We start from the raw sequence: 25,084 nt of genomic DNA, 5'->3' as shown, positions 1-25,084 counted from the left end.
GGCATAAAAAATGGAGTTAAAAAAAGAAATTTTAGAAGCTTTAAACGATCAATTGAATGCTGAGTTAGAATCTGCTTATATTTATCAGGCAATGGCTGCAATGTTTGAAGAGGAAGGTTTCCCAGGATTTGCTGCCTGGATGGATATGCAGGCTTTAGAAGAGCAAGAACATGCACGTAAATTTTATGATTTTATTAATGAACGTGGAGGAAGAGTTAAATTAGCAGCAATTTCAGAGCCACCTTTTGAATGGGATTCACCACAGGCTGTATTTGAAGCAGCACTGGAACATGAAGAATATATCAGTGACAGAATTAATAATTTAGTTTCACTGGCAAGAGAACATGACGATTATGCAACTGAAGTGTTCTTAAACTGGTTTGTTGACGAACAGGTTGAAGAAGAAGATACTGTTAATGAGATTTTAGATAAATTCGAAAAAGTTGGAGATACCAATACAGGCATATATATGCTTGATAAAGAATTAGGCGCAAGAAAAGGACATTAATTCTTAAATAATATAATCATGTGAGCCAGGCATTTATGCCTGGCTTTACTTGATTAGGGCAGGTATATCAGTTATAATTACTTATATACATATAAATAAATTTGGGGTGATTATTCTGAAAATTATAGAAATAATTAAAGGTTTATTTAGCGGCTCGACAGATGATAAGGATAAGATGCTTGCTTTTAAGGTTAAATGTAACAAATGCAAAAATATCAATGAAATAAAAGTTTTAAAGACATATGATATAGCAACTGTTTATGAAGATGATCAACCTGGAAATTATATGTTAAAGAAATATATTGTTTGTCCAGATTGTTATAATAAAATCCATTTAGAGATTTTCTTTGATAAAAGCTATCAAATTATAACCAGTGAGTGTGATAATGGTGAATTGTTAAAATAAAATTGACAGTCCGGGGGAATTAATATGATATTGATTGATAATTTTAAAGAGGCTTTTGGTACTTCAAGCAATAATGAGGGCATCAAAAATGGATATATTTTATTAGAAGGGGATAAGATTGAAAAAATAGGTAGTATTAATGATGAAGATTATGGTATAATTAAGGATAGAGAAGATGTTGAAATTATTGATGCTACAGGAATGCTTGTTTTACCTGGTCTGATTAATACCCATACACATGCAGGCATGAATCTTTTGAGGGGATATGCAGATGATTATAAGTTGCATACCTGGCTTACTGAAAAGATCTGGCCCTTTGAGAGCCGAATGAATGAAGAGGATATTTACTGGGGAACTAAATTAGCTATTATTGAAATGATAAAAAATGGTGTGACAACATTTAATGATATGTATTTTGCAACAGATCGAGTAATTGATGCTGTTAGAGAGAGCGGGATTAGGGCAGATTTAGGTTATGGTTTAATAGAAGAAAATGATGGAGAAAAGGGTTTAGAAGAATCTGTGAGATTAATTGAAATGTACGATGGATATTTAAATAATCGTGTTAAAATTAATCTAGCACCTCATTCTCCCTATACCTGCAGTGAAGATTATTTAAAAGAAGTTATGAAAATTGCTGATAAATATAATAGTATGATTCATATTCATGTTGCTGAAACAAAAGAAGAGGTAGATGATTTAGTTAATGATTCTGGGAAGACTCCAGTGCAATACCTTGATGAAATCGGTTTATTTAATTATCATACTCTAGCAGCCCATGGAGTTCATTTAAGTGATAATGATATTAAGATTTTAGCTGAAAATAATGTTCATATATCTCATAACCCAGCAAGTAATATGAAATTAGGTAGTGGAATTATTAGACTCAAAGAACTTTTAGATGCTGGTATTAATGTGAGTCTGGGTACAGATGGGGTTGCAAGCAATAATGGTTTAGACCTAATTCATGATGTCAGGCTGGCTTCTTACCTGCAAAAAGCTGTAAATAATGATCCAACTGTAATACCTTTAAATAATATTTTAGAAATTGTAACAACAAATGGAGCAAAGGCTTTAGGGAATGCTGAAATTGGTGAACTAAAAGAAGGTAAAAAAGCAGATGTAATATTGATAAATACTCATAATAAACCTGCATATACCCCGGATTATAATTCTTTATCCAATATATTTTATGCAGGGAGCGGAAGAGATGTTGATACTGTAATCATAGATGGTAGATTAATTATGGAAAATAGGGAATTGAAAACTCTGGATGAAGATAAAGTATATGATGAAGTAGCTAATAGAGCTGATAGATTATCAGAGTAAATAATTATGAAAGGGGGCAGAAACATGACCGAAATTGCCTGTTTAAAATGTGGAAAATTTGATGGTGAAATTGAAATTCTTGGTGTTGGTGAATTCACTAAAGATATTGGAAGGTTGAATGGGCTCGGTTTTGTTGCATTTAGATGTCCCTGTTCAAGAGAATTGCAATACCAGATATTAGAATCCGATCATCCATTATTAAAAGTTGATAATAAGAAACTCCCTAAAAATTTTACTCAGGAACTTTCTTTAGATTCTGAGTTTAGTACTGATGAGGTTATTGATTTTTATAGGGAATTAAAAGATATTAAAAATATAGACTGCTTGTTATCAAAATGTTATAATCCAGAGAAAGAATCTGAAAGAGATTTTTTAAAGACTCCTTTTTATCAAGAGAGTCAATTAATCAAGCTATTTAACCTGATTAATGAATCAAAAAATGAAAGAGCTTTAGTTGTAACTTTAGATAGATATAGGATTTTAAAGGGCTGGAAACTTATGGGGCCAGGAACTGATTATGATTTATCTTTAAATCCCAAGGAAGTTTTTGAGCAGGCTTTAAATGTTGAAGATGAATGTATGATTTATATTATCGATAATTTAGATATAAATATTAAATCGCCAGAACGGGAAGAGATAATGAAAGTAAATAGATTGAGACAGGCTGGGGCAATTTTAGGAATTAAATTTAAAGATAGATTGCACGTTGATGGGAATCAGTTTTATAGTTTTAAGAAACTTAATCTTATATAATTGGGACTGATAAGTAAATGACAAATAAAAGGAAAATATTTATCTTCAGTGTTTTAGGAATACTAGTATTAATACTAGCTATTTTAGCAATTGGAAGCAGGTTTTTCACTGATATTCTATGGTTTGGAGAATTAGGCTATCTAAATGCCTATTTTACCAGGATTATAGCTCAGATTGGAATGAGAGTTGCTGTTGGTTTAATAGTATTTTTATTCTTTTATATTAACCTGAGGTATACTAAAAATGATTTAATGTATTTAATAAATATGTCCAATAATGATCGGGTTCAATCTATATTTCCTGACAGAGAAATACCTATATTAAATTGGCTGAATTTGCAGCGATTAAAGTATTTATTTTTAGGGATCTCTATTTTTATAGGGGTAATATTTTCTAATATTGGAGCAGCTAATTGGGAAACTATATTGAAATTTATAAATCAATCTCCAACTGGTCAGGTTGATCCTATATTTGGTAGGGATGTTTCTTTTTATTTATTCTCTTTGCCAGTATTTGAATTATTTAGAGAAATAGCTGTAATTATAATAATCTTTACTATTTTTGTAGTTGGTTTAATTTATCTTTTATCTTCAGGGATTAATTCAATAGATATAAATAACTTAAAATTTAATTTATCAAAAAGTGCTAAAAACCACTTGATAATTCTTTTAATCTTATATCTTATAACTAAGGCTATTGATTATAGATTACAGATGTATGAGTTAATGTATTCTGATAGGGGAGTGGCCTTTGGTGCAAGTTATACCGATATAAATGCCACATTACCAGGATTAAGAATATTAATGGTATTAGTAATCCTCTTAACCGGTTTAGCTATATTTAGCCTGTTTAAGAAGAAATATAAGTTGATAGCTGGTGTAGTCGGTGTTTGGATTATTGCATCTGTTTTATTATTGAATGTATATCCTGGATTTGTGCAAAGATTTCAGGTTGAGCCGAATGAGCTGGGAAGAGAGACTCCATATATAGAATATAATATTAATATGACTCAGCAAGCTTATAATCTGGATGAAGTTGAAACAACTAGATTTGATTTAGATAATGAATTGACAAGAGAAGATGTCGATAATAATCCTGAAATCTTTAATAATGTAAGATTGTGGGATCCAAGGCCAATACAAACAACTTTTAGTCAGTTACAGGAATTAAGGCAATATTATAGTTTTATGGATGTTGATATTGATCGTTATATAATTGATGATGAATATAAGCAGGTTTTACTATCTGTTAGAGAGATGAATCAGTCTGGTCTTAATCCACAGGCACAGACCTGGGTTAACCAGCGGTTGAAATATACTCATGGTATGGGTGTTGCAATGGCTGATGTTAGCGCTAGTACTGCTCAGGGATTGCCAGAAATGTTTATAGAGGATATTCCACCTAGAACCGATACTGATCTGGTTCTGGATAATCCTTCTGTTTATTATGGAGAGAGCACTGCTGAATATGTTATTGTAAATAACCTTGAAGAAGAATTTCATTATCCTGATGGTGGAACTAATGTCTATACCAATTATTCTGGAAATGGTGGAGTTCAATTGGATGGTTATCTTAAAAGAGCATTATTTAGTATGAGATTTAATGATATAAGAATAATGCTTGCTGATGATATATCTCCAGATTCAAGAATGATGTTTGATAGAAATATTCAGGAGAGAGTTAATAAGATTGCACCATTTTTAGAGTTAGATGATGATCCATATCCTGTTGTTGCAGATGGCAAGATTTACTGGATTCAGGATGCTTATACATTCTCAAATAGATATCCTTATTCAGAACCTATCAATCAAAATATAAATTATATTAGAAATTCAGTTAAGGTTGTTGTTGATGCATACGAAGGAGATGTTGATTTCTATATTGCTGAAGAAGACGATCCAATTGTAAATACGTATTCTAATATATTCCCAGGTTTATTTAAAAGCCTTGATGAAATGCCTGAAAGCTTAAGACCTCATGTAAGATATCCAGCTGATCTATTTTCAATACAGGCAGAGGTCTTTAAAAGGTATCATATGGAGAACCCAACTGTATTTTACAACCAGGAAGATGTCTGGGATATTCCAAATGAAAATTATGCTGGAAGCACTATTCCTGTAGAACCTTATTATATTTCGACTAGATTGCCAGGAGAAGAAAATGTTGAGTTTACTTTAATGATTCCATTTACTCCAGCAAATAGAAATAATATGGTTGCCTGGATGGCTGCCAGATCTGATGGAGAAAATTATGGAGAGATAAAATTATTTAACTTCCCAAGAGGAGAATTAGTCTATGGTCCTTCTCAGATTGAATCTAGAATAGATCAAAATGCATATATTTCTCAATTGCTCAGTTTATGGGATCAGCAAGGATCCAGGGTTATTAGAGGAAACTTACTTGTTTTACCTGTAGAAAACTCGATAGTATATATTGAGCCAATCTTTTTACAGGCTGAAGCAGGTGCTCTACCAGAATTAAGAAGAGTAATAGTGGGATATAATGATATGATAGCAATGGAAGAGACTTTACTCGATGCATTAGATGTTGTTTTTGGTGAAGCTGAACCAACTCAAGAATTAGATGAAGAAGAACTTGAAGATGAAGGATTAGCTGATGTTGGCATTGATGTGGATGCTGATCCTGTTGAAGAGATCGAACCATCACCTGAAGAATTAGAAGAGATGGAAGAGATGGAAGATACTGTTGATCCAACTGAAGATCCAGAACCGGATCCAGTTGAAATTGATGATATTGAAGATCCAGAACTAATTAATGAGATTATAAATGTATATAACCAGGCTCAGCAAGCTATACAGCAGGGAGACTGGCAGAGTTATGGCCAGCAGATGGATAGACTTGAAGAGCTTCTAAGAGAATTAGAAGTTTCTCAATAATAGGTTGATTTAAATGAGAATAAATAATTGGCTAGAAAAGGTAAAATCAGCAGGGTTAAAGGTTGGAATACTTCCAGAGAATTTGCTGATAAAATACAAAAGAGATTATAGCCGGCAATTAAAAGATGCCGGCTCTCTTTTGGTATTTTTACAACCTTATCCGGAACTATTACCTCCAGTGTTTGGTGATTTAGGATATAAGTTAAAGCTTTCTAAATATGCAAGGGGAATAGACTATCATAATATATTAAAAGATAAAATTAATTTATTGGCTAATGCTTTAGTTAATAATATTGAATCAAAATTGTTGTGGATTGGTGTTGATAACCATTTTTTACCTGAGAAAAAGCTAGCCTATGAAGCTGGACTTGGGGAAATAGGTTATAATACACTTTTAATTAATCCTGAGATAGGCACTTACTCTTTTATTGGTTTAATGGCTGTAAATATTAAGATTGAAATTAATCATTTAAATAGTGATAAAATATGTTGCGATAGCTGTAAACTCTGTCAGAAGCATTGCCCAGGTAAAGCATTATATTTAGAAGATGGAATTCCTAAGTTATATAAGGAAAAATGTATAAGTTATCTTACTCAGAAAAAAGGTGTCTTAGGCCGCTCACAGGATAAATTAATTAGCAATAATTTTTGGGGCTGTGATATCTGTCAGCAGGTTTGCCCTTATAATAACACTAAAACTGCTAAAAATATAAGAAATGAAACAGCTAAAGAATGGACTGGCATTAAAGAAATAGATCCTGAATGGGTTATTAATTCATATCTTGAAAAAAAGAAGATATATAATGACTATGCATTTAGCTGGCGTGGAAATAGAGTTTTAGTTAGGAATTTATTAATTAATTTGTCGAATATTAAAAATAGGCAATATAATAATATTGTTGATAAACTTGAAGTATCAAATTCTCCAATAATTGAACATTATTTGAGTCTATATAATAAAATGAATTAGTTACCAAGGGGGCTTTAATTATATGCTGGATTTAGTTATAGATGGAGAAAAATATAGTTTTCCAAAGGGTATGGAACTAAGCGAAATTTTTTCAAAAACAGACCTTCCTAATAATAAATTTGTAGCAGCTGTTGTAGAAAATGAACTGGTAAGATTAAATTTTATACCTGAAGATGATATAGAGATTAAAAGTATTAGTAGAGGGGAAGAATTAGGTAATAGAATATATCGAAGAAGTCTCTTCTTATTGCTTGCAAAAGCAGTTTATGAGTTATTTCCTGATTCCAGATTAAAGATAGAACATTCTTTGAGTAATGGAATCTATTGTGAGATTTTTAAAGGTAAGCCTTTAACCAGACATGATTTAAAAAAACTAAAAATTAGAATGAGTAAGTACGTTGAAAAAGATATTGAGATAAAAAAAGAATTGATGGATAAAAATGAATTAATTGAGATTTATCAGGATCAGGGATTTCAGGATAAAATAGATATATTATCAGAAAAGCCTGATGGTGAGAAGGTTGAAGTGTATAATCTTGATGGTTATTATGATTATTTTTATTATGAATTACTTCCGAGCACCAGATACTTAGATAAATTTGATCTGCATTATTCATTACCTGGTTTTGTTCTATTATTCCCTCAGCAGATAGATTCAGGTAAGGTTCCTGAGTTTGTTGATTCGCCTAAATTAGCCAATATATTTATTGATTATGAGAGATTAGGTGAAATAATTGGGGTTGGATATGTAAATGATTTAAATAATATAATTAGAGAAGATGATGGTGAAGAATTAATTAGAATATCTGAAGCTATTCATGAAAAAAATATTACTAAAATTGCTGATAATATATATGATGAGATAGATACAAGGAGAGTAATATTAATAGCTGGACCATCGTCGTCTGGGAAAACAACATTCTCTCACCGGCTGGCGACTCATTTAAGGATAGATGGTTTAAAGCCTGTTAACATTTCAATAGATGATTATTTTGTTAATAGAGATGAGACTCCACTTGATAAAGATGGAAACTTAGATTTTGAAGCACTTGAAGCTATTGATTTAGAATTATTTAATGACCATTTATTAAGATTATTGCAAGGTGAAAGGGTGGAACTCCCTGAATATAATTTTGAAACTGGCAAGAGAGAATATAATGGGAATTACTTGCAGATTGAAGATGATCAACCAATTTTGATTGAAGGTATACATGGATTAAATGAGAGGTTAACAGAGGTTATTCCTAAAAATCATAAATATAAAATTTATGTAAGTGCACTTACCCAGTTAAATATGGATTATCATAATCGAATACCAACATCTGATACCAGGTTTATCAGAAGAATAGTTAGAGACCATAAATATAGAGGACATGATGCAGAGACAACAATTGACTGGTGGCCAAAAGTAAGAAAAGGAGAAGAGAAAAATATCTTCCCCTATCAAGAAAATGCTGATGTAATATTTAATTCAGCATTAATTTATGAACTGGCTGTTCTAAAAAAGCATCTAATACCTTTACTAGATAGAATTGATAAATCAAGCCCGGCATATTACGAAGCTGTTCGTTTAAAAGAATTGGTAGAACCAATAGTTCCAATGCCAGAATTAACTATACCGCCGATTTCTGTTTTAAGAGAATTTATTGGTGGAAATTCTTATCGAAGATAATAGTTTTTGATATAGTCTTTGATTTCCTGCCAGTTACTAACTCTAGCCGTATATTCATCTTCGCTTGCATTTAAATTATGGCTTCTTGTAAATAAAAGGGCTGGGATACCGACTGATTTAATATCTCTAACATTGTCTCGATGATCGTCAACAAATATTTCCAAATTTTCATTTAGAGCTAGAGGAGCTTTATTTTCATCATGATATAATTTATCATAAGAAAAGTTATTTCTACTCAGCCATTTTTCTGTAACATCTCTAAATTCTTCGTGGCGGGCAGTTATTAAGATTATTTTATGGCCCTGCTCTTTAAGTCTATTCAAAAACTCAATAGCTTCCTGATAAGGTGGTACTGAGGAAAATATTTTTTCTTTATTTTCATTGAGGAAATCGATTATATCAGAATCTGGAAGGTTATAAGCTTCTCTGAAATCATAACTATCAGAAACCTTTTTTACTTTATCACCAAAATGATCTATAAAAGTTTTATGCCAGATATTATTATCATTATCGCCTTCATTAGTTAAAACTCCATCAATATCAAATCCGAACTTATACAATATTAAAACCTCCTGTTAATTGTGTATTAAAAATATATTAACATGGTTTCATTTAAAATTCCAGTATAAAGTAGTATAATGGTTTAGAAGAGGTGTATGTAATGGAAAAAAATTTAGATGAGAAATTAAATTTTGTAATTGATATTTTAGGTGATAAATACCCTGCGCCAGAAACAGAATTAAATCATGACTCGCCATTTGAATTGTTAGTGGCAACTATCTTATCTGCTCAGACGACAGATGTACAGGTTAATAAAGTAACTGAAGAGCTTTTTAAAGAATATGATAGCCCAGATGATTTTGCAAGATTAAGTCCAAATGAATTAGCAGATAAAATTAAATCTATTGGTCTTTATAGAAATAAGAGTAAGTTTATTGTGGAAAGCAGCAGAATTATTTTAGCTGATTTTGATGGTCAGGTGCCAAGAAATTTCTCGGATTTATTGAAATTACCTGGTGTTGGCAGAAAAACAGCAAGTGTTGTTTTAGTTGGTGCTTTTTCAACTCCGGCTTTTCCTGTTGATACTCATGTTTTTAGAGTTTCTAATAGGTTAGGTCTAGCAAGTAGTGACAGAGTGGAAGAGGTTGAAGAACAGTTAAAAGATCTTATTCCTGAAGAATTGTGGGCTGACATGCATCACTGGCTAATATTTCATGGTAGAGAAGTTTGTAAGGCTAGAAGTCCTAAATGTGAGATATGTCGGTTAAAAAATTATTGCAATTACTATCAAAAGAAAGGAGGGTAATTAAAATGAAAAAAAGAAATTTAATTATTGTCTTTGCTCTTGCAGTTGTTTTAATGGTAGGCATGAGTTCACAAATTGAAGGTGCATCTTTAAACCAGGCAATGGAGTATTTTAATAATGCTGAATATGAAAATGCTGCCTCTGTTTTTAGTGATTTAATTGATGAGGGAGAAGAAAGCTGGCAGGCATATTATTTTGCAGGGCTTAGTTATAATAATATTGGTCAACCAGAAACTGCCATACCTTATTTTGAGAATGCATATGAATTGAGACCTGATGATTACAGGACAGTTGTTAATTATACAAGGGCATTATACAGGTCAGAAGCTTATGAAACAGCTTATGAAATTTTAACTGATTTTGATGGTGATATTTTAGATACTCAGTATCATAATTTATTAGGGTTAATTTATTCTAGCAAGGGAGAGCTTGAATCATCAGAGGCTGCTTATCTTGAAGGAATTGAGTATGGTGATAATCCATATCTCTATAATAATTTAGGTTTGCTCTTATTAGAAGATGGGAGATATGAAGAAGCTGTAGAGTATCTGGGAGAGGCAGTTGCATTAGAACCAGGTGAAGCCTATATTTATAATAATTATGGACTGGCTTTACTAAATACAGGTGCAGAAGCTGAAGCTGTTGAAGCATTTGAAGCTGCACTGGAAATTGATCCAGATTTTACGAGAGCTGAAAATAATCTTAATAGAATCCAGGGGGAATAGTAATGAAACTAAAGGACGATAGATTTCAAGGTTTTAATAATTATGAGCCAGGTCAGGTTTTAAAGGGACGCTTACCAAGAGGAGAAGATTTATTAAATAGTCTAACTGACCTGATTAAAGAAGCCGGGATTCGCTCAGGACAGGTAAAGGTTTTAGGAGCGCTTAGAAATGCAAAAATAGGATATTTTAATCAAAATGATAGAAACTATTATTACCATGAATTTGATGCAGGGGTTGAGATAGCTCACTGTCAGGGGAATATTTCTATGCTTGATGGTGAGCCCTTTATCCATGCTCATATAATTATAACTGATTCAGAAGGCAGGTCTTATGGAGGTCATCTTGCTGAGGGCTCGGAGATATATGTAGCAGAGACTATTATTCAAGAATTTATTGGTGAACCACAGGTAAGAGTTGAGGAGCCTGAAAGTGGCCTTTCTTTATGGGAAGTGTAGCGATGGCAAAAAAAATATTTGTTCTTGATACCAATGTATTGTTAATGAATCCAAGATCTATATTTTCTTTTGAGGATAATGATGTAATTATTCCAATGGCTGTTTTAGAGGAGATAGATGATCAAAAGAATAAGTCATCTGATTTAGGATATAATGCCAGAGAAACTTCAAGATTGTTAGAAGATTTAAGAGAGAAGGGACGACTTGATGAAGGTGTAAAGCTTGAAGGTGGCGGAGTTTTAAGGGTTGTAATAAATGGCCACAAAAGAGAACTGCCTCAAAATATTAGTTTAGATAAAATGGATAATAGAATAATTAATGCTGCCATACATTTGAAAAAAAATAGTGATAAGGAAGTTATCCTGGTTTCTAATGATATAAATTTAAGATTAATAGCTGATGCTTTCGGTTTAAAAGCTGAAATGCATAAGGCAGATAGATTAACAGATGAAGACTTATATACTGGTTATACTCAGTGTGAAATTAGTGGCAATAAGATAGATCAATTTTATCAAAACGGTAATTTAAGTATTGAAGATATAGATAGCGAAATTGAATTTTATCCTAATGAATTCATTAATTTAAATACACCAGGTGAAGGCTCTAAACAATCAGCTTTAGGTATTATTGAAAATGATAAGCTGGTTAAATTGAGAAATGACAAGAGAAATGCATTAGGGATTAAACCATTAAACCGGGAACAAACTATGGCTATGGAAATTCTGCTAAGAGATGAGGTTGAACTGATAACTTTAGCTGGTAAAGCTGGAACAGGTAAAACTTTACTGGCACTGGCTGCTGGGTTAGAAAAAGTTTTAAAAGAGGAAAAATACAATAGAATTTTAGTTGCAAGGCCGGTTGTACCAATGGGTAAGGATATTGGTTTTTTACCCGGTACAAAAGAAGATAAACTTCAGCCATGGATGCAGCCAATCTTTGATAATTTAGATTATATTTTGAAACAGAATAAGAGTTCTGATATTACTTTTAATAAATTAGTTGAAAAAGATAGGATTCAAATTGAGCCGCTGACATATATTAGAGGACGATCTGTACCTGATCAGTTTATAATAATAGATGAGGCCCAAAACCTATCCAAGCATGAAGTTAAAACTATTATAACCAGAGTGGGTAAAAATTCTAAAATTATATTAACTGGCGATCCATTCCAGATTGATAATCCATTTCTGGATAAACAGAATAATGGTTTAACTTATCTTGCTTACAGGTTAAGAGAGATAGATATTACAGGTCATATCATGCTTGAAAAGGGAGAAAGATCTGAATTAGCCAGAATAGCCAGTGAAATGTTATAGACAATAAAAGGAGGACTCAGTTAGTGTTTAAGAAGATAGTAGTAGCAGTTATTACAATAATTTTAATAACTTTAACATTTAGTCTTTCAGGGTATGCCTTAGATAATGTTAAAGAATATTATTATAATGGGCAATATGAGGAAGCAATCGAGAGGCTAGAAGAATTACTAGATGAAATTGAAAGTAATTCAGATAATGAATTAAATAAAGAAATAAGTGAATATGATATTTATAGGAATTTAGCAATAATTTATCTTGAAAAAGGAGAGCAGGAAGCTGCCTTAAATAATTTTCAAGAAGCTGAGTCCTTTAAAGATGGATATAAAGCTATTTTAGAAAACGCAATAGCTTTATTTAATGCTGGCTGGTATGATGATGCTGAAGAGAAATTTATTGAAATATTTGATGAATATGAGAATAGATTTAATGGTAATGAGAATTATATAAATCACTTATACTATTTTTCAGGATTAAATTCTATGAAAACAGGTGATTATACAAACGCTATTGATAGATTTCAAAAGGGCATATATTTTGATTCAAGTTATATTAAATATTACATTGGGATTGGAGAAATAGCAGAGAGCACAGGTGATATTGTTCAAGCGGCTAGAAATTATGAAGAGGCATTTACAAGAGATACTTCTTTAACTTATCTTTTACCTACTATTGCAAGAGGGTATGAAGAAATGGGAGATCATTATCAGGCATTTCAATACTGGCAGAGAAGTATTCGAGTTGGAGTCGAAGAAAGCTATGCCAGGCAACGGGCTGATACATTGAGAGAAAAATATCCTGAATTAAGACCGGACCCAGATAGAGAAATTCCTGAGCCTTCCTGGAGAGATGTTAGACCAATTGAGGTTAGGGAATCAACTCCTGATGTAGATATTGGTTTGATTAATGATGTCAATAATTTAAGGTTTCAAGTCGATTCAGACTTTAAAATAGTTGATGGTGAAGGGAATGTTATTTTAGATGGTGGCGATGCATACAGGGAATGGTCTATTGAACAGCGTACTAATAGGATATCTATTAAGAGAAGAGGTTTTCTTGTCAAAGAATTTCAATTTGATGGAGATTTAATTATTAAGCCTGAAAATGAGAATGGAAGTATTCTTTTATATGAGGTTCAGTATGGTAGTGGATACTTTTGGGCCAATCAGGAAGATAGACAATATCGTGGGGAAATGAAGATAAGCAAAACAAGTCCCCATAATTTTAATGTAATTAATCGAGTGAATTTAGAGGAATATCTTATATCTGTTGTGCCTGCAGAAATGCCAGCTAGTTGGCCTCAGGAAGCCTTGAGAGCTCAGGCTGTTGCTGCTAGAAGTTATGCTATGTTCCAGATTGGAAGAAAGCATGCTGCAGATGGTTATGATCTGTGTGCAACAGTTCATTGTGCTGTTTATAGAGGTATAAATAGTGAAAATGATAGAACTACTCAAGCTGTTCTGGCTACAACTGGTGAGGTTGGAAAACATAATGGTCAGGTAATAGATGCTGTTTTTAGTGCAAATAGTGGAGGCCATACTGAAGCCAGCGGAAACGTCTGGGGTGGAGAAAGAGAGTATTTGCAGGGAGTAAGTACTGTTTCTAATAATGAATATGAATTTCCATTATTGCCTGCAGAATTAAGAGATTTTTTAATGACCAGTCCTGAGAGTTATTCTGGAAGATCGCCATTTGCCAGCAGAAATGCTTATCGCTGGACCTGGGAATTGCAGTTATCAGATCTTATAGATAATTATGATCTCGGGAAAATTAAAGATATTGAAATAACTGAAAGAACACCTTCAGGTTATATAAGAAGTCTGGATATAATTGGTGAAAATGATAGAGTTAGCTTTAGTGGGGACACAATCAGGAGCAGATTAGGTGGACTCAGAAGCAATAATTTTATTATAAATAAATCATTTGATAGTGATGGCTATTTAGAGAGAGCAGTACTCTTTGGTGCCGGCTGGGGTCATGGAGTTGGCTTTGATCAGACTGCCAGTGCAGGGATGGCGACAGAGGGTTATAATCATAGAGCAATATTTACACATTTCTATGATGATGTGACAATTGAAGAAGCTTATTAACGAAAATCAAGATGGAGTGATAAAAATTGAATGTAGTATTAGTTGAACCACGAATACCTCAAAATACCGGTAACATTGCAAGAACTTGCGCAGTTACCGGTTCTACTTTGCATTTGGTTAAACCTTTAGGATTTTCTATAGATGATAAATATTTAAAGAGGGCAGGCCTGGATTATTGGGATGAATTGGATATTAGAGTCCATGAATCCTTTGAGGATTTTCTCAGTAAGCATAGGGATGACAAATTATTTTTATTTTCAACAAAAGCAGCCAAGTCATATACTGAAGAAAGGTTTTCTGGAGATGAGTTTTTGATCTTTGGCAAGGAGACAGCCGGTCTGCCAGAGGATTTTATTAAAGAAAATCTGCCATCATCTTTAAGAATTCCAATGAGGGATTATGCCAGATCATTAAATCTGGCTAATTCAGTTGCAATTGTATTATATGAAGCTTACAGACAGCTAGATTTTCCTGGATTCCAAAAAAGAGGGAAGTTTATGCAGGAATTTTAGAAGTATTAGAGAATATAATATTGGATGGGGTGATATTAAAATTATGAATAGTCAAGAATTAATTAAAGAATTATGTGAAACAACTGCTGTAACAGGGCATGAAACTAATATTGTACCATTACTTAAATCGGCATTTGAAGATTTTGTTGATGATTTTCAGATAGATAAACTTGGAAACTTTGCTGCTGTTAAAAAAGGGAACTCTGATAAAGAGAATCCTCCTAAGATTTTACTGGCAGCCCATATGGATGAAATAGGCCTAATGGTGAAAAAGATTGATGAAAATGGCTTTATAAAGTTTTCAACAGTTGGAGGAATAGATCCTAGAACATTACCTGGACAGAAAGTCAAGGTCCATGGGAAAGAATCTATTACAGGGATTATTGGAGCAATGCCTCCTCATTTATTATCTGCTGAAGATATGGATTCCAAAGCTTATAAGCTTGATGAACTATATATTGATACAGGTTATTCAGAAGAAGAATTAAATGAGATAATATCAATTGGTGATGTAATTTCAATGGATAGAGAACTTTTATCATTACATAATGATTATGTTAGTGGTAAAGCTCTTGACGATAGAGCTGGCGTTTTAATGATGATAGAGGCAGCTAAAGAATTACAGAGATTAAACCATGAGATTGATGTATATTTTGTTGCCACTGTTCAGGAAGAAATAGGTGTTAAGGGAGCAATTACATCTACCTATGATATTTTTCCTGATCTGGGTATTGCAATAGATGTCTGTCATGGCCTGATGCCAGGGGTTAATAATAGTGAGGCTTCTAAAATGAATGATGGCCCGGCTATAGCTTTAGGACCTCAGGTACATCAGGATATTTTTGCATTATTAAAAGATGAAGCTTCAAAGAGGAGTATTCCATATCAGATAGAAACAAATAACTCTCCTTTTGGAACTGATGCAGCAGGAATGCAGATAGCAAGAAGTGGTGTGGCCACTGCTTTAATTTCCATACCTTTAAGGTATATGCATACCTCTGTAGAGTTAATATCTTTAAATGATGTTAAATATGGTGCACAGTTGCTGGCAAGCAGTATTGCGGCAATTGATGATGAGTTTCTGGAGGGATTAAGATGTTATTAGAGAAGATGATTAATGCAACCGGTATATCAAGTCGAGAAAAAGAGATTAGAGATTTAATTAGAGAAGAAATCAAGGATAATGTTGATGAGATATATACTGATAAAATGGGTAACTTAATTGCCAGCAAGGGAAAAGAAAAAGATGGGCCAAAAGTTATGCTGGCAGCTCATATGGATGAAGTTGGCCTTATGATAACTGAGATAACCAGTGATGGCTTATTGAAATTCCAACCAGTTGGCGGTATTGATAAAAGAGTTTTAGTATCCAAACCTGTGCTTGTCGGTGAAGATAAAATGGCAGGTGTGATTGGAGCCAAGGCTATTCATCTCCAGAAAAAGAGTGAAAGAGATAAACCTATTGATTTTGATAACCTCTATATTGATATTGGGGTAAATAGCAAAAAAGAAGCTGAAAAGCATGTTGATTTAGGGGATGTTGCAGTCTTTTCCACTAAATATGAAGAATTAGGAAATGGCAGAGTAATTGGTAAGGCCTTTGATGATAGAGTTGGCTGTTCAATTATTGCTGAGTTAACTGAATATGATTTTGATATGCCAGTATATTTTGTCTTTACTGTTCAGGAAGAGGTTGGACTGAGAGGAGCTGGTGTTGCTGCTTTTGATATTGCACCTGATCTTGCTCTAGTTTTAGAGGGAACCACAGCAGCTGATGTTCCGGAAAATAAAGAGCATAGATATTCAACTTCAGTTGGCAAAGGTCCTGCTTTAACTCTAATGGATAGAACTGTAATTGCCGATAAAAATATTCTTACTGGCTTAATTGAGGTTGCTGAAGATAATGGTATAGATTATCAATTCAGGAGAACTGATGCTGGTGGAAATGATGCAGGTGCAATCAGCTTAAGCCGAGAAGGAGTTCCATCTGCTGTGATTTCACTTCCCTGCAGATATATACATTCGCCATTATCTTTAATTGATTTAGATGATTATAATAAAATGAACAAACTGGTAAAATTATATTTAGAGAGATTAGCAAGGAAGGGGATATAGAATGCTGGAAATATTAGAAAGAGTAACTGCTGGATTTGGTCCTGCTGGACAGGAAAAAAATATTAGAGAATTAATTAAAACAGAAATAGAAGGTTATGTTGATGAATTAAAGGTTGACAATATGGGTAATTTAATTGCAATTAAAAAGGGCAATGGCGAGGGTCAAAAGATAATGCTGGCAGCCCATATGGATGAGATTGGTATTATGATAACCCATATTGATGACGATGGATTCCTGAGATTTACAACTGTCGGTGGGGTAAACCCGAAACATCTTGTAAATAGGAATTTTGTTTTTGAAGATGGGACAGTTGGTACAGTTGGGGTTGAGAAATTGGATTCATATAAAGATTTAAAATTGGATAAATTATTTCTTGATATAGGTGCTGAAAACAAAGAAAAAGCCAGAGAGACAGTTGGTATTGGAGATGTAGCAGTATATCAGAAGAAATTTAATAATAACGGTCAAAGAGTTATTTCCAATAGCCTGGATGACAGAGCGGGGTGTGCAGTTTTAATATCATTATTAAAAGAAATGGATGATTCTATCAATGATATCTATGCTGTTTTTACCGTTCAGGAAGAGGTTGGTACCAGAGGAGCAGGACCGGCTGCCTTTGGAATTGAGCCTGATCTGGCCCTGGCTGTAGATGTTACAGGAACAGGAGATACACCTGAGGCCCATACAATGGATGTAAAATTAGGTAATGGTGCAGCCATTAAGGTTATGGATAGAGGGAGTATTGCCCATCCAGGAATTAAAAAGATGCTTGCTGAACTGGCAGAAGAAAATGAGATATCATACCAGTACGAAGTTTTGGAATTTGGGGCAACAGATGCCAGAGCAATTCAGTTAAGTAGAGGTGGAGTGCCGAGTGGAACTCTATCGATTCCGACCAGATATATTCATAGCCCATCTGAAATTCTGGATTTAGATGATTTAAGAGACTGTACAAATCTATTAATTAAATTTGTTGAATGCGAAAAACTTGCAAAAATCTATAAAAAATAATAAAATACTATAAAGGCATGTAATATTGATAAAGGAGGTTGATAGAATTGTCGTCAAAGTTAAAGGTTTTAGCTTTATTAATGATTATGCTTTTAGCTATAACAACTGTAGCTGAAGCAGGGGTTCTTAGAAATGGAGATAGAGGCTCAGCCGTTGAAGAACTCCAGCAAAATTTAAGTGATTTAGGTTATGATATCAGTGCTGATGGAATATTTGGTGCTGGTACTGAGCAAGCATTAAGGGATTTTCAAGAATCTGCAGGATTATCTGTAGATGGAGTTTACGGAGATCAGACCAGACAGGCTTTAAAAGAAGAACTTAATAGTAACTCATCTGAAGATAACATATATACTGTACAACCTGGAGATACATTAACAATTATTGCAATTAATCATGATGTATCATTAAATGAATTAAGAGTAGCCAATGATGTTGATGGGAGTACGATTCACCCTGGAGATGAATTAGTCATTCCTGGCGAAAATGGTAGTTTAACAGGACAGGGCGGAGAGGAATCAGAGGTAGAAGAGATAACTCATAATGTTAGAAGTGGTGAGGCTTTATCAACAATAGCCAGGCAACATGATACTGATGTTGCCACAATTAGAGAATATAACAATATTACTGGAGATGTAATCCGAGCAGGAGATGAATTAGTAATACCTGTATCATCAAGAAATAGTTCATCACAGAGGTCAAGTTCTTCGACGAATTTTGATTGGCCAGTTGAAGGAAACATTACATCTGATTATGGAAATCGGAGACATCCTGTTAGTGGACGCAATGATTTTCACAGTGGTGTAGATATTGCAGCTCCACACGGAACTACTGTACAGGCAGCAGCTTCAGGAACTGTTAGTTTTGTTGGCTGGATGGGTGGATATGGTCGTGTTGTAATAATTGATCATGGCAATGGCTATGAAACATTGTATGCCCATAATTCTCAGATTCTGGTTAATGAAGGCCAGAATGTTAATAGAGGGAGTGCAATTGCAAGAGTTGGTACAAGTGGAGTTGCCACAGGCCCCCATGTGCATTTTGAGATCCATCAGAATGGCAACCATCAAAATCCTATGAACTTCTTAAGATAGGAGAAATGGTTATGAAATATGTTAAGGGTGTCGTTTTATCAAGAAGATTGGGTAGATCTTTAGGAATTAATCTTCTGCCTGATCTAATTTGCAGTGAAGATTGTATTTATTGTGAATGTGGAACTACCCGGAATCTTACTCTGGAAAGAAAGGAATATGCTCCAACTGATCAAGTTATTTCTGAACTAGATAGATTCCTGAAAAAAAGACCAGTTGCAGATTATATTACATTCTCTGGATTAGGAGAACCGACTTTACATTCAGGTATTGGAAAGATTATTGATTATTTAAAAGATAATTATGCAGATTATAAAATAGCATTATTGACAAATAGTTCCCTATTACATAAAGCTGAAGTTAGAGCTGAAATTAAAAGGTTGGATTTAATTGTACCTTCACTGGATGCTGGCACTGAAAAGACTTTTAAGAAGATTTGTAGACCGGCAGAGGGTTTGACTTTACAATTGATTTTAGATGGGATTGAGGCTGTTTCTAATGAGTTTAATGGGGAAATCAGGCTAGAGATCCTTTTTCTAAAGGGTGTTAATGACAGTGATAGGGAAGTCAATGAGCTTGTAGATAAGATTAAAGATTTTAAAATTGATAAGGTTGATATTAATACATTAAATCGTGCGCCAGCAGTTTCTGGATATAAGCCAGTTAGTAAAGAGAGACTGATTAAAATTTCAGAGAAGATTCCTTTTAAAACTGAAATTTATATTTAATAAAATAATGCATTAAATTATTGACTTATTAGTAATTTGTGCTATAATTAATTTAAATTATGGAATTTTGAAGGGAGGCGAAATTATGCAAAAATATCAGTGCACAGTTTGTATGTATATTTATGATCCAGAAGAAGGCGATCCTGATGGAGACGGAGGGGTTGTTGTAGAACCTGGAACTCCATTCGAAGATGTTCCTGAAGATTGGGTTTGCCCGGATTGTGGTGTTGGCAAAGATTTATTTGAACCTTATTAAAATAATAGTTACTTAACTTTTAGCCGGGATTTCCCGGCTTTTTTACTATTTTGGGGGATTTATTTTAGCTAAGTTTTTAGAAAATTAAAAAATAATATGATAAAATTATATTGAGAAGGGATATACAAATTCTCTATCGGGAGGAGGGTGAAGGTTATGGATAGAAGAGACTTTATCAAACTCTGCGGAATCATGGTTGGAGTTACTGGCGTTGCAGGATACTGGTGGTTTAGAGGAGATAACTCTATAAACGGCTATAGAAAGGAAGATAATATGGTTGAAGCCAGATATTATGAAGGATTAGATGACAATGATGTTAGATGTGAGCTCTGCTTCCGTAACTGTTATATTGAAGAAGGCAGGAGAGGATTCTGTCGGAATAGAGAAAATAATGATGGAAAACTTTATAATATAGTATATTCTCTGCCTGCTGCTGTAAATGTTGACCCGATAGAAAAAGAACCGATGCATCATTTTCTGCCTGATACCCAGATACTCTGTATTGGGACTGCCGGTTGCAATTTTAGATGTAAATTCTGTCATAACTGGAGAATGTCTCAAAGAAGCCTTGAAGAGGTAAGGAATGTACAGAATTTAGAGCCTGAAGATATAGTTGAGGCAGCTAAAAATCGAGGTATACCATCAATATCCTTCACCTATAATGAACCAACTGTATTTTATGAGTATATGTATGATACAGCAAAGCTGGCTCAGGAAAATGGGCTTAATGTTATTTTTCATAGTAATGGGGCTATGAATGAAGAACCATTAAAGGATTTGCTTCAATATATTGATGGAGTAACTGTTGATTTGAAGGCATTTACAGATGATTTTTACAATGATATATGTGAGGCAAGACTTGAGCCTGTTTTAAATTCTTTAAAGACTATTTATGAATCTGGTGCCTGGCTTGAAATTGTGAATCTTGTTTTACCTGAGAAAAATGATTCTCCTGATGAAATTAGAGAGATGAGCCGCTGGATAAATAGTGAATTGAGTAATGATGTTCCGGTGCATTTTAATAGATTTTCACCGTCCTATCAGATGACTGACCTTATGCCGACTCCAATTGAGACTTTGGAAAGATGTAGAGAGATAGCAAAATCTGAGGGTATTAAATTTATTACAATTGGTAATGCTCCAGGGCATATGTATAACTCCTCAATTTGTCCTGAATGTGGAACTGTGATAATTGATAGGACACATTTTTCTATCCATGAAATTAATATGGACAATGGTAAATGTGGAGATTGTGGAGCAGAAATTTCCGGGGTCTGGCATGATTAAAAAGGTATTTGAAAAAAGTAAAGCGCTGCCTGCAACGACTATATTAATCGGTTTTGGAGGTATGATCGGACAGCTATTATTAATTAGAGTTTTAATGGTTATTTTTTATGGGAATGAGCTATCGCTGAGTCTGGTTATAGCCAACTGGCTTTTAATGGAGGGGCTGGGCTCTTATCTAGGAGGAAAATTGTCCAGCTGTAAGTCTATAAATTCCAGGTCAGTATTTTTAGGTTTATTTATAATATATCCATTTAGCCTGATAGCTGCAATAATTATGGCCAGACTGATAGGGGGAGGCTTTCTTTTCAGGCGGATCCCTGGTCTGGCCATGAATTTATCTCAGATGCTGATTACTGCTCTTATAACTATTGGTATGACAAGTATTGTTCATGGCAGCCTCTTTCCCCTTGCAGCTGAATTATTTGAAAGGGAGAAAAAGGAACTGGCTGTAAGCAGGGCATATCTGACAGAGATTATTGGAACTATTTTAGGTGGATTATTTTTTGTTTTTATTTTTGCACAGAGATTAAAGGCTCTAGAAATCACAACAATTATATTAATCCTGCATTTAATTATTCTAATCTGGTTGATTAATAACTATAAATTATTTAGCTACAGGTATGTATTAAATATATCTCTGATAATTGTAACCGGGGTTATTATAATATTTTTTAATCCGATTTCCAATAATCTCCATGAGTATTCTTTAAGAGGTCTATGGCCTGAGGGAGAGGTTGTAGATTATAGAAATTCTATTTATGGAAATATAGTTACTTTAAGTAGAGAAGGTGAAAAGACATTACTTTATGATGGGAGTCCGATGCTTAGCCTGACAAACCCTGATATTAGCTGGAGTGAAGATTATGCCTACTTAGTGGCTGCTGCCCATGAAAAACCTGAAAATCTTTTAATGATTGGTCAGGGAATCGGTGGCCCGATTTCATTTTTGCTGGAGCATTCGATTGAAGAACTGACTTATACCGAGCTTGATCCTGGTCTTTTAGATATAATGAGAGATGGAGATAGCGATATCATTCAGGGAGAGTTTGATGATCCCAGGGTTAATATAATTGAACAGGACGGGAGATTATATTTAAATCGGACAGAAAATAGATATGATATAATAAAGATTGGCGATATCGATACTGAGACATTGCAGACGAATAGATTTTATACTGAAGAGATTTTTGAGCTGGCAGAAAAAAGGCTTAAAGATAATGGTATTATAGCGTTTTCATTACCAGGCTCGTATACTTATATGGGTGGTGAGCTGGCATTACTTAATAGCTCACTTTATAGGACAGTAGATAATGTTTTTGAAAATACCTACCTGATACCTGGTGATAGAAATATTATACTGGCATCTAATGATAGCTTAAGTATTGAAGCTGAGGTTTATGTTGAAAGATTAAGAAATAGAGGACTTTATGGTCGAAGATTTACAACAGGTTATCTGGAGTACAGGCTTGATCAGTCCAGGATTGATAATTTAACGGAGAGTTTAATTGCCACTGAGGCAAGGTTAAATAGAGATTTTAATCCTGGTGGATTTTATTACGGGATGTTAAATAGAGCCAGGGTGATAGCTCCAGAGTATTTAAATATATTTTATAATATCGGAGATTTTGGGATAAGGGGATTGATTATTGCCGGTATTTTTATTTTATTTATCTGCTGGCTATTATTTAAACGGGCTAATAATTCTGATGCAAATAGGTTAACTTATCTAATTGTAACAACTGGCGGAATTGCAATGAGTTTTGATATTTTAATAATGTTTGCCTTACAGAGCCTTTTTGGCCATATTTATCAGTTTTCAGGCCTCTTTATTGTCGCTTTTATGGGAGGAATGTTTGGCGGTGGCAGACTGGCCTATAAGTTTATTGAATCCCAAAATGGGGAAGAAGTATCTCTTAAAGATTATTTAAAGAGACTGGAATTAGGGATTGTTGGCCTGCTTTTGTTATTTATAGTTGTTATATATATTTTGAGAAATATTCTATTGATTGGTGGTTCAATTTATATCAGTGCTATAATCTGTGTTATACTGGCTTTAATGGCTGGTGGGGTTACTGGAGCAGAGTTTCCACTGGCAACAGAGTTTCTTCCTGATTTAAAAAGCTCTGAAACTGCAGGCAGTACAGCCGGGAGACTTTATACTGCTGATTTACTTGGTGGCTGGGCTGCAGGTTTGATAATTGGAATCTTTGTATTTCCAATGACAGGGCTGGTGATTACAATTTCAGGATTGATTGTAATAAAAGTAAGCAGTTATTTATTGATTTATGGGGTTTTAGCTGATTAATGCAGGAAAATCCAATTAAAAGTTTAATATATTAATAAGTGACTGGTATTAAATAATTAATAAATTACAAATTAGATTTATAATAGGTTAATATAATTTGGGAGGGTGTTTAGATGGCTTTAATTAAATCTCCAAATACTAATCAGGTAAGCTTTGGTGAGGGTATTGGTATTATATTGTTAAAGACTGTAACTCCAACTATTCCAGGTGATGTTGCCTGTGCTTTAAGTTATGATTATCCAGTTAGATATAAGGTTATAGAAGAGGCAACAATTTCTGAGATGTTTGCTGATCCGACCAGGCTGTTAGAGCAGTTTATTGAAGCAGGTAAAGAGCTGGAGAATGCAGGGGTAAAGGCTGTAACCGGTGACTGTGGCTTTATGGCTGTTCTCCAGGATGAAATGGCTAAGGCTTTAAATATTCCTGTCTTTATGTCATCATTATTACAGATCCCCTTGATGGACAGGATGATGGGTGGTCAGGAAAAGATTGGTGTTATAACTGCTAATTCTGAATCACTTGGCAAAAAACATTTTGATGGGGTTGGAATTAGCTCTGAGACTCAGGAGAGGCTGGTTATCGGTGGGATGGAGAATAAACCAGGCTTTAAAAGATATATCCTTGATGAGAGGCCAGAGCTTGACCCTGAGATAATGGAAGATGAGATGGTTGAGATGGCTAGAGAACTGGTAGATGAAGAGGGGGTTGGAGCATTTCTTGTGGAATGCAGTGTATTGCCGCCATATTCCCCGGCAATCCAGAGAGCAACTAATCTACCGGTATTTGACTTTATAACTCTAATAGACCATGTTTATTCAGGAGTTGTGCAGACGGACCAGGTTTTTTATAAGCATAAATAAGAGATTGAAATTATAGATAAATTTTAATTATAGTAGGAGAGGTTATGAAATGGTTGAAGGTTTAATATATTCATTTGTTGCAGGCTTATTTATAGTATTACAATCAGTATTTAATGCCAGACTTGGAGAAACTGTTGGCACCTGGCCTTCCAATGTCTTTGTTCATGGATCAGGGTTTTTATTTGCCCTATTTGTTTTGATGATGATAAGCAGACAGGTGCAGTTTGAGAATTTCAGGGAGGTTCCGCCATATTATTTATTAGGAGGAGTTTTTGGGGCGATTATAATATTTTCTGTGATGCAGGGTATTAGCATTTTAGGGGTTAGCTATGCTATTACGATTATAATTGTGACCCAGGTCGTTGGTGGCTTTATTATAGATTATTTTGGATTATTTGGTGAGGCTATAGCAACTGTTAATCTATCAAAGGTTATTGGATTGATTTTGATGATAGTCGGGTTGATTATGTATCAGTTGAGTTAATAAAAAATTCATT

The 25,084-nt window shown here is 33.9% G+C and carries 24 protein-coding genes; 23 read left to right on the top strand and 1 reads right to left on the bottom strand.

Features of this window, described 5'->3' with window-relative positions; genetic code table 11:
• Positions 1-10 precede the first annotated feature (10 nt).
• The 7 genes from I0Q91_RS06755 to I0Q91_RS06725 all read left to right on the top strand — a co-directional run bounded on the left by I0Q91_RS06755 (position 11) and on the right by I0Q91_RS06725 (position 8,535).
• Positions 11-508: a ferritin gene (locus tag I0Q91_RS06755; RefSeq protein ID WP_270453669.1), complete on the top strand. Its 498-nt coding sequence runs from the start codon at positions 11-13 to the stop codon at positions 506-508.
• A 106-nt stretch (positions 509-614) separates the two neighbouring features.
• The gene (locus tag I0Q91_RS06750; protein WP_270453668.1) at positions 615-914 is read left to right on the top strand and encodes a hypothetical protein; all 300 of its coding nucleotides are present in this window, start codon (positions 615-617) and stop codon (positions 912-914) included.
• A 24-nt stretch (positions 915-938) separates the two neighbouring features.
• Complete coding sequence (locus tag I0Q91_RS06745) at positions 939-2,243, top strand: amidohydrolase (protein ID WP_270453667.1); 1,305 nt, start codon at positions 939-941, stop codon at positions 2,241-2,243.
• A gap of 24 nt (positions 2,244-2,267) precedes the next feature.
• Positions 2,268-2,996: a JAB domain-containing protein gene (locus I0Q91_RS06740; RefSeq protein ID WP_270453666.1), complete on the top strand. Its 729-nt coding sequence runs from the start codon at positions 2,268-2,270 to the stop codon at positions 2,994-2,996.
• Between the two features lie 17 nt (positions 2,997-3,013).
• Positions 3,014-5,893: a UPF0182 family membrane protein gene (locus I0Q91_RS06735; protein ID WP_270453665.1), complete on the top strand. Its 2,880-nt coding sequence runs from the start codon at positions 3,014-3,016 to the stop codon at positions 5,891-5,893.
• Positions 5,894-5,906: 13 nt separating this feature from the next.
• Entirely contained in the window at positions 5,907-6,863 is a 957-nt protein-coding gene (locus I0Q91_RS06730; RefSeq protein ID WP_270453664.1) for an epoxyqueuosine reductase, read from the top strand.
• A gap of 22 nt (positions 6,864-6,885) precedes the next feature.
• On the top strand, positions 6,886-8,535 hold the full coding sequence (locus I0Q91_RS06725; protein ID WP_270453663.1) for a nucleoside kinase: 1,650 nt from the start codon (positions 6,886-6,888) through the stop codon (positions 8,533-8,535).
• Here I0Q91_RS06725 and I0Q91_RS06720 read toward each other — a convergent pair.
• Complete coding sequence (locus tag I0Q91_RS06720) at positions 8,523-9,095, bottom strand: 5' nucleotidase, NT5C type (RefSeq protein WP_270453662.1); 573 nt, start codon at positions 9,093-9,095, stop codon at positions 8,523-8,525. The two genes, I0Q91_RS06725 and I0Q91_RS06720, sit on opposite strands and share 13 nt — an antisense overlap.
• Before the next feature lie 101 nt (positions 9,096-9,196).
• On the opposite strand from I0Q91_RS06720, the gene nth reads away from it, so the two are divergent.
• From nth to I0Q91_RS06640, 16 genes are all read left to right on the top strand, one after another.
• On the top strand, positions 9,197-9,841 hold the full coding sequence (nth, locus tag I0Q91_RS06715) for an endonuclease III (protein ID WP_270453661.1): 645 nt from the start codon (positions 9,197-9,199) through the stop codon (positions 9,839-9,841).
• Between the two features lie 5 nt (positions 9,842-9,846).
• Positions 9,847-10,566, top strand: coding sequence for a tetratricopeptide repeat protein (locus tag I0Q91_RS06710; RefSeq protein ID WP_270453660.1), 720 nt, complete (start codon positions 9,847-9,849; stop codon positions 10,564-10,566).
• A 2-nt stretch (positions 10,567-10,568) separates the two neighbouring features.
• A complete protein-coding gene (locus I0Q91_RS06705; RefSeq protein WP_270453659.1) occupies positions 10,569-11,021 on the top strand; it encodes a PPC domain-containing DNA-binding protein in 453 nt (150 codons plus the stop codon).
• A 2-nt stretch (positions 11,022-11,023) separates the two neighbouring features.
• A complete protein-coding gene (locus I0Q91_RS06700) occupies positions 11,024-12,337 on the top strand; it encodes a PhoH family protein (protein ID WP_270453658.1) in 1,314 nt (437 codons plus the stop codon).
• A 23-nt stretch (positions 12,338-12,360) separates the two neighbouring features.
• Positions 12,361-14,424, top strand: a complete 2,064-nt coding sequence (locus I0Q91_RS14425; RefSeq protein ID WP_270453657.1) for a SpoIID/LytB domain-containing protein — start codon at positions 12,361-12,363, stop codon at positions 14,422-14,424.
• Between the two features lie 26 nt (positions 14,425-14,450).
• The gene (gene trmL, locus I0Q91_RS06690; RefSeq protein WP_270453656.1) at positions 14,451-14,936 is read left to right on the top strand and encodes a tRNA (uridine(34)/cytosine(34)/5-carboxymethylaminomethyluridine(34)-2'-O)-methyltransferase TrmL; all 486 of its coding nucleotides are present in this window, start codon (positions 14,451-14,453) and stop codon (positions 14,934-14,936) included.
• A gap of 43 nt (positions 14,937-14,979) precedes the next feature.
• Positions 14,980-16,041, top strand: a complete 1,062-nt coding sequence (locus I0Q91_RS06685; protein WP_270453655.1) for a M42 family metallopeptidase — start codon at positions 14,980-14,982, stop codon at positions 16,039-16,041.
• Complete coding sequence (locus tag I0Q91_RS06680; protein WP_270453654.1) at positions 16,032-17,051, top strand: M42 family metallopeptidase; 1,020 nt, start codon at positions 16,032-16,034, stop codon at positions 17,049-17,051. The genes I0Q91_RS06685 and I0Q91_RS06680 overlap by 10 nt, the downstream gene beginning before the upstream one ends.
• Position 17,052: 1 nt before the next feature.
• Positions 17,053-18,063, top strand: coding sequence for a M42 family metallopeptidase (locus tag I0Q91_RS06675; RefSeq protein ID WP_270453653.1), 1,011 nt, complete (start codon positions 17,053-17,055; stop codon positions 18,061-18,063).
• 47 nt (positions 18,064-18,110) lie between these two features.
• Positions 18,111-19,154: a peptidoglycan DD-metalloendopeptidase family protein gene (locus tag I0Q91_RS06670; protein WP_270453652.1), complete on the top strand. Its 1,044-nt coding sequence runs from the start codon at positions 18,111-18,113 to the stop codon at positions 19,152-19,154.
• A gap of 11 nt (positions 19,155-19,165) precedes the next feature.
• Positions 19,166-19,879, top strand: a complete 714-nt coding sequence (locus tag I0Q91_RS06665) for a radical SAM protein (protein ID WP_270453651.1) — start codon at positions 19,166-19,168, stop codon at positions 19,877-19,879.
• 85 nt (positions 19,880-19,964) lie between these two features.
• Entirely contained in the window at positions 19,965-20,135 is a 171-nt protein-coding gene (rd, locus tag I0Q91_RS06660; protein WP_270453650.1) for a rubredoxin, read from the top strand.
• Positions 20,136-20,291: 156 nt separating this feature from the next.
• Entirely contained in the window at positions 20,292-21,422 is a 1,131-nt protein-coding gene (gene amrS, locus I0Q91_RS06655) for an AmmeMemoRadiSam system radical SAM enzyme (protein ID WP_270453649.1), read from the top strand.
• Entirely contained in the window at positions 21,415-23,727 is a 2,313-nt protein-coding gene (locus I0Q91_RS06650) for a spermine/spermidine synthase domain-containing protein (protein ID WP_270453648.1), read from the top strand. The genes amrS and I0Q91_RS06650 overlap by 8 nt, the downstream gene beginning before the upstream one ends.
• A 113-nt stretch (positions 23,728-23,840) precedes the next feature.
• A complete protein-coding gene (locus I0Q91_RS06645; RefSeq protein WP_270453647.1) occupies positions 23,841-24,587 on the top strand; it encodes an aspartate/glutamate racemase family protein in 747 nt (248 codons plus the stop codon).
• Positions 24,588-24,636: 49 nt separating this feature from the next.
• Positions 24,637-25,071: a DMT family transporter gene (locus I0Q91_RS06640; protein WP_270453646.1), complete on the top strand. Its 435-nt coding sequence runs from the start codon at positions 24,637-24,639 to the stop codon at positions 25,069-25,071.
• Positions 25,072-25,084 lie beyond the last annotated feature (13 nt).

It is taken from the genome of Halonatronomonas betaini, assembly GCF_015666175.1.
Classification (GTDB): domain Bacteria; phylum Bacillota; class Halanaerobiia; order Halanaerobiales; family Halarsenatibacteraceae; genus Halonatronomonas; species Halonatronomonas betaini.
The sequence above is the reverse complement of the archived record's forward strand: the minus strand, read 5'-3'. Positions and strand labels throughout refer to the sequence as shown.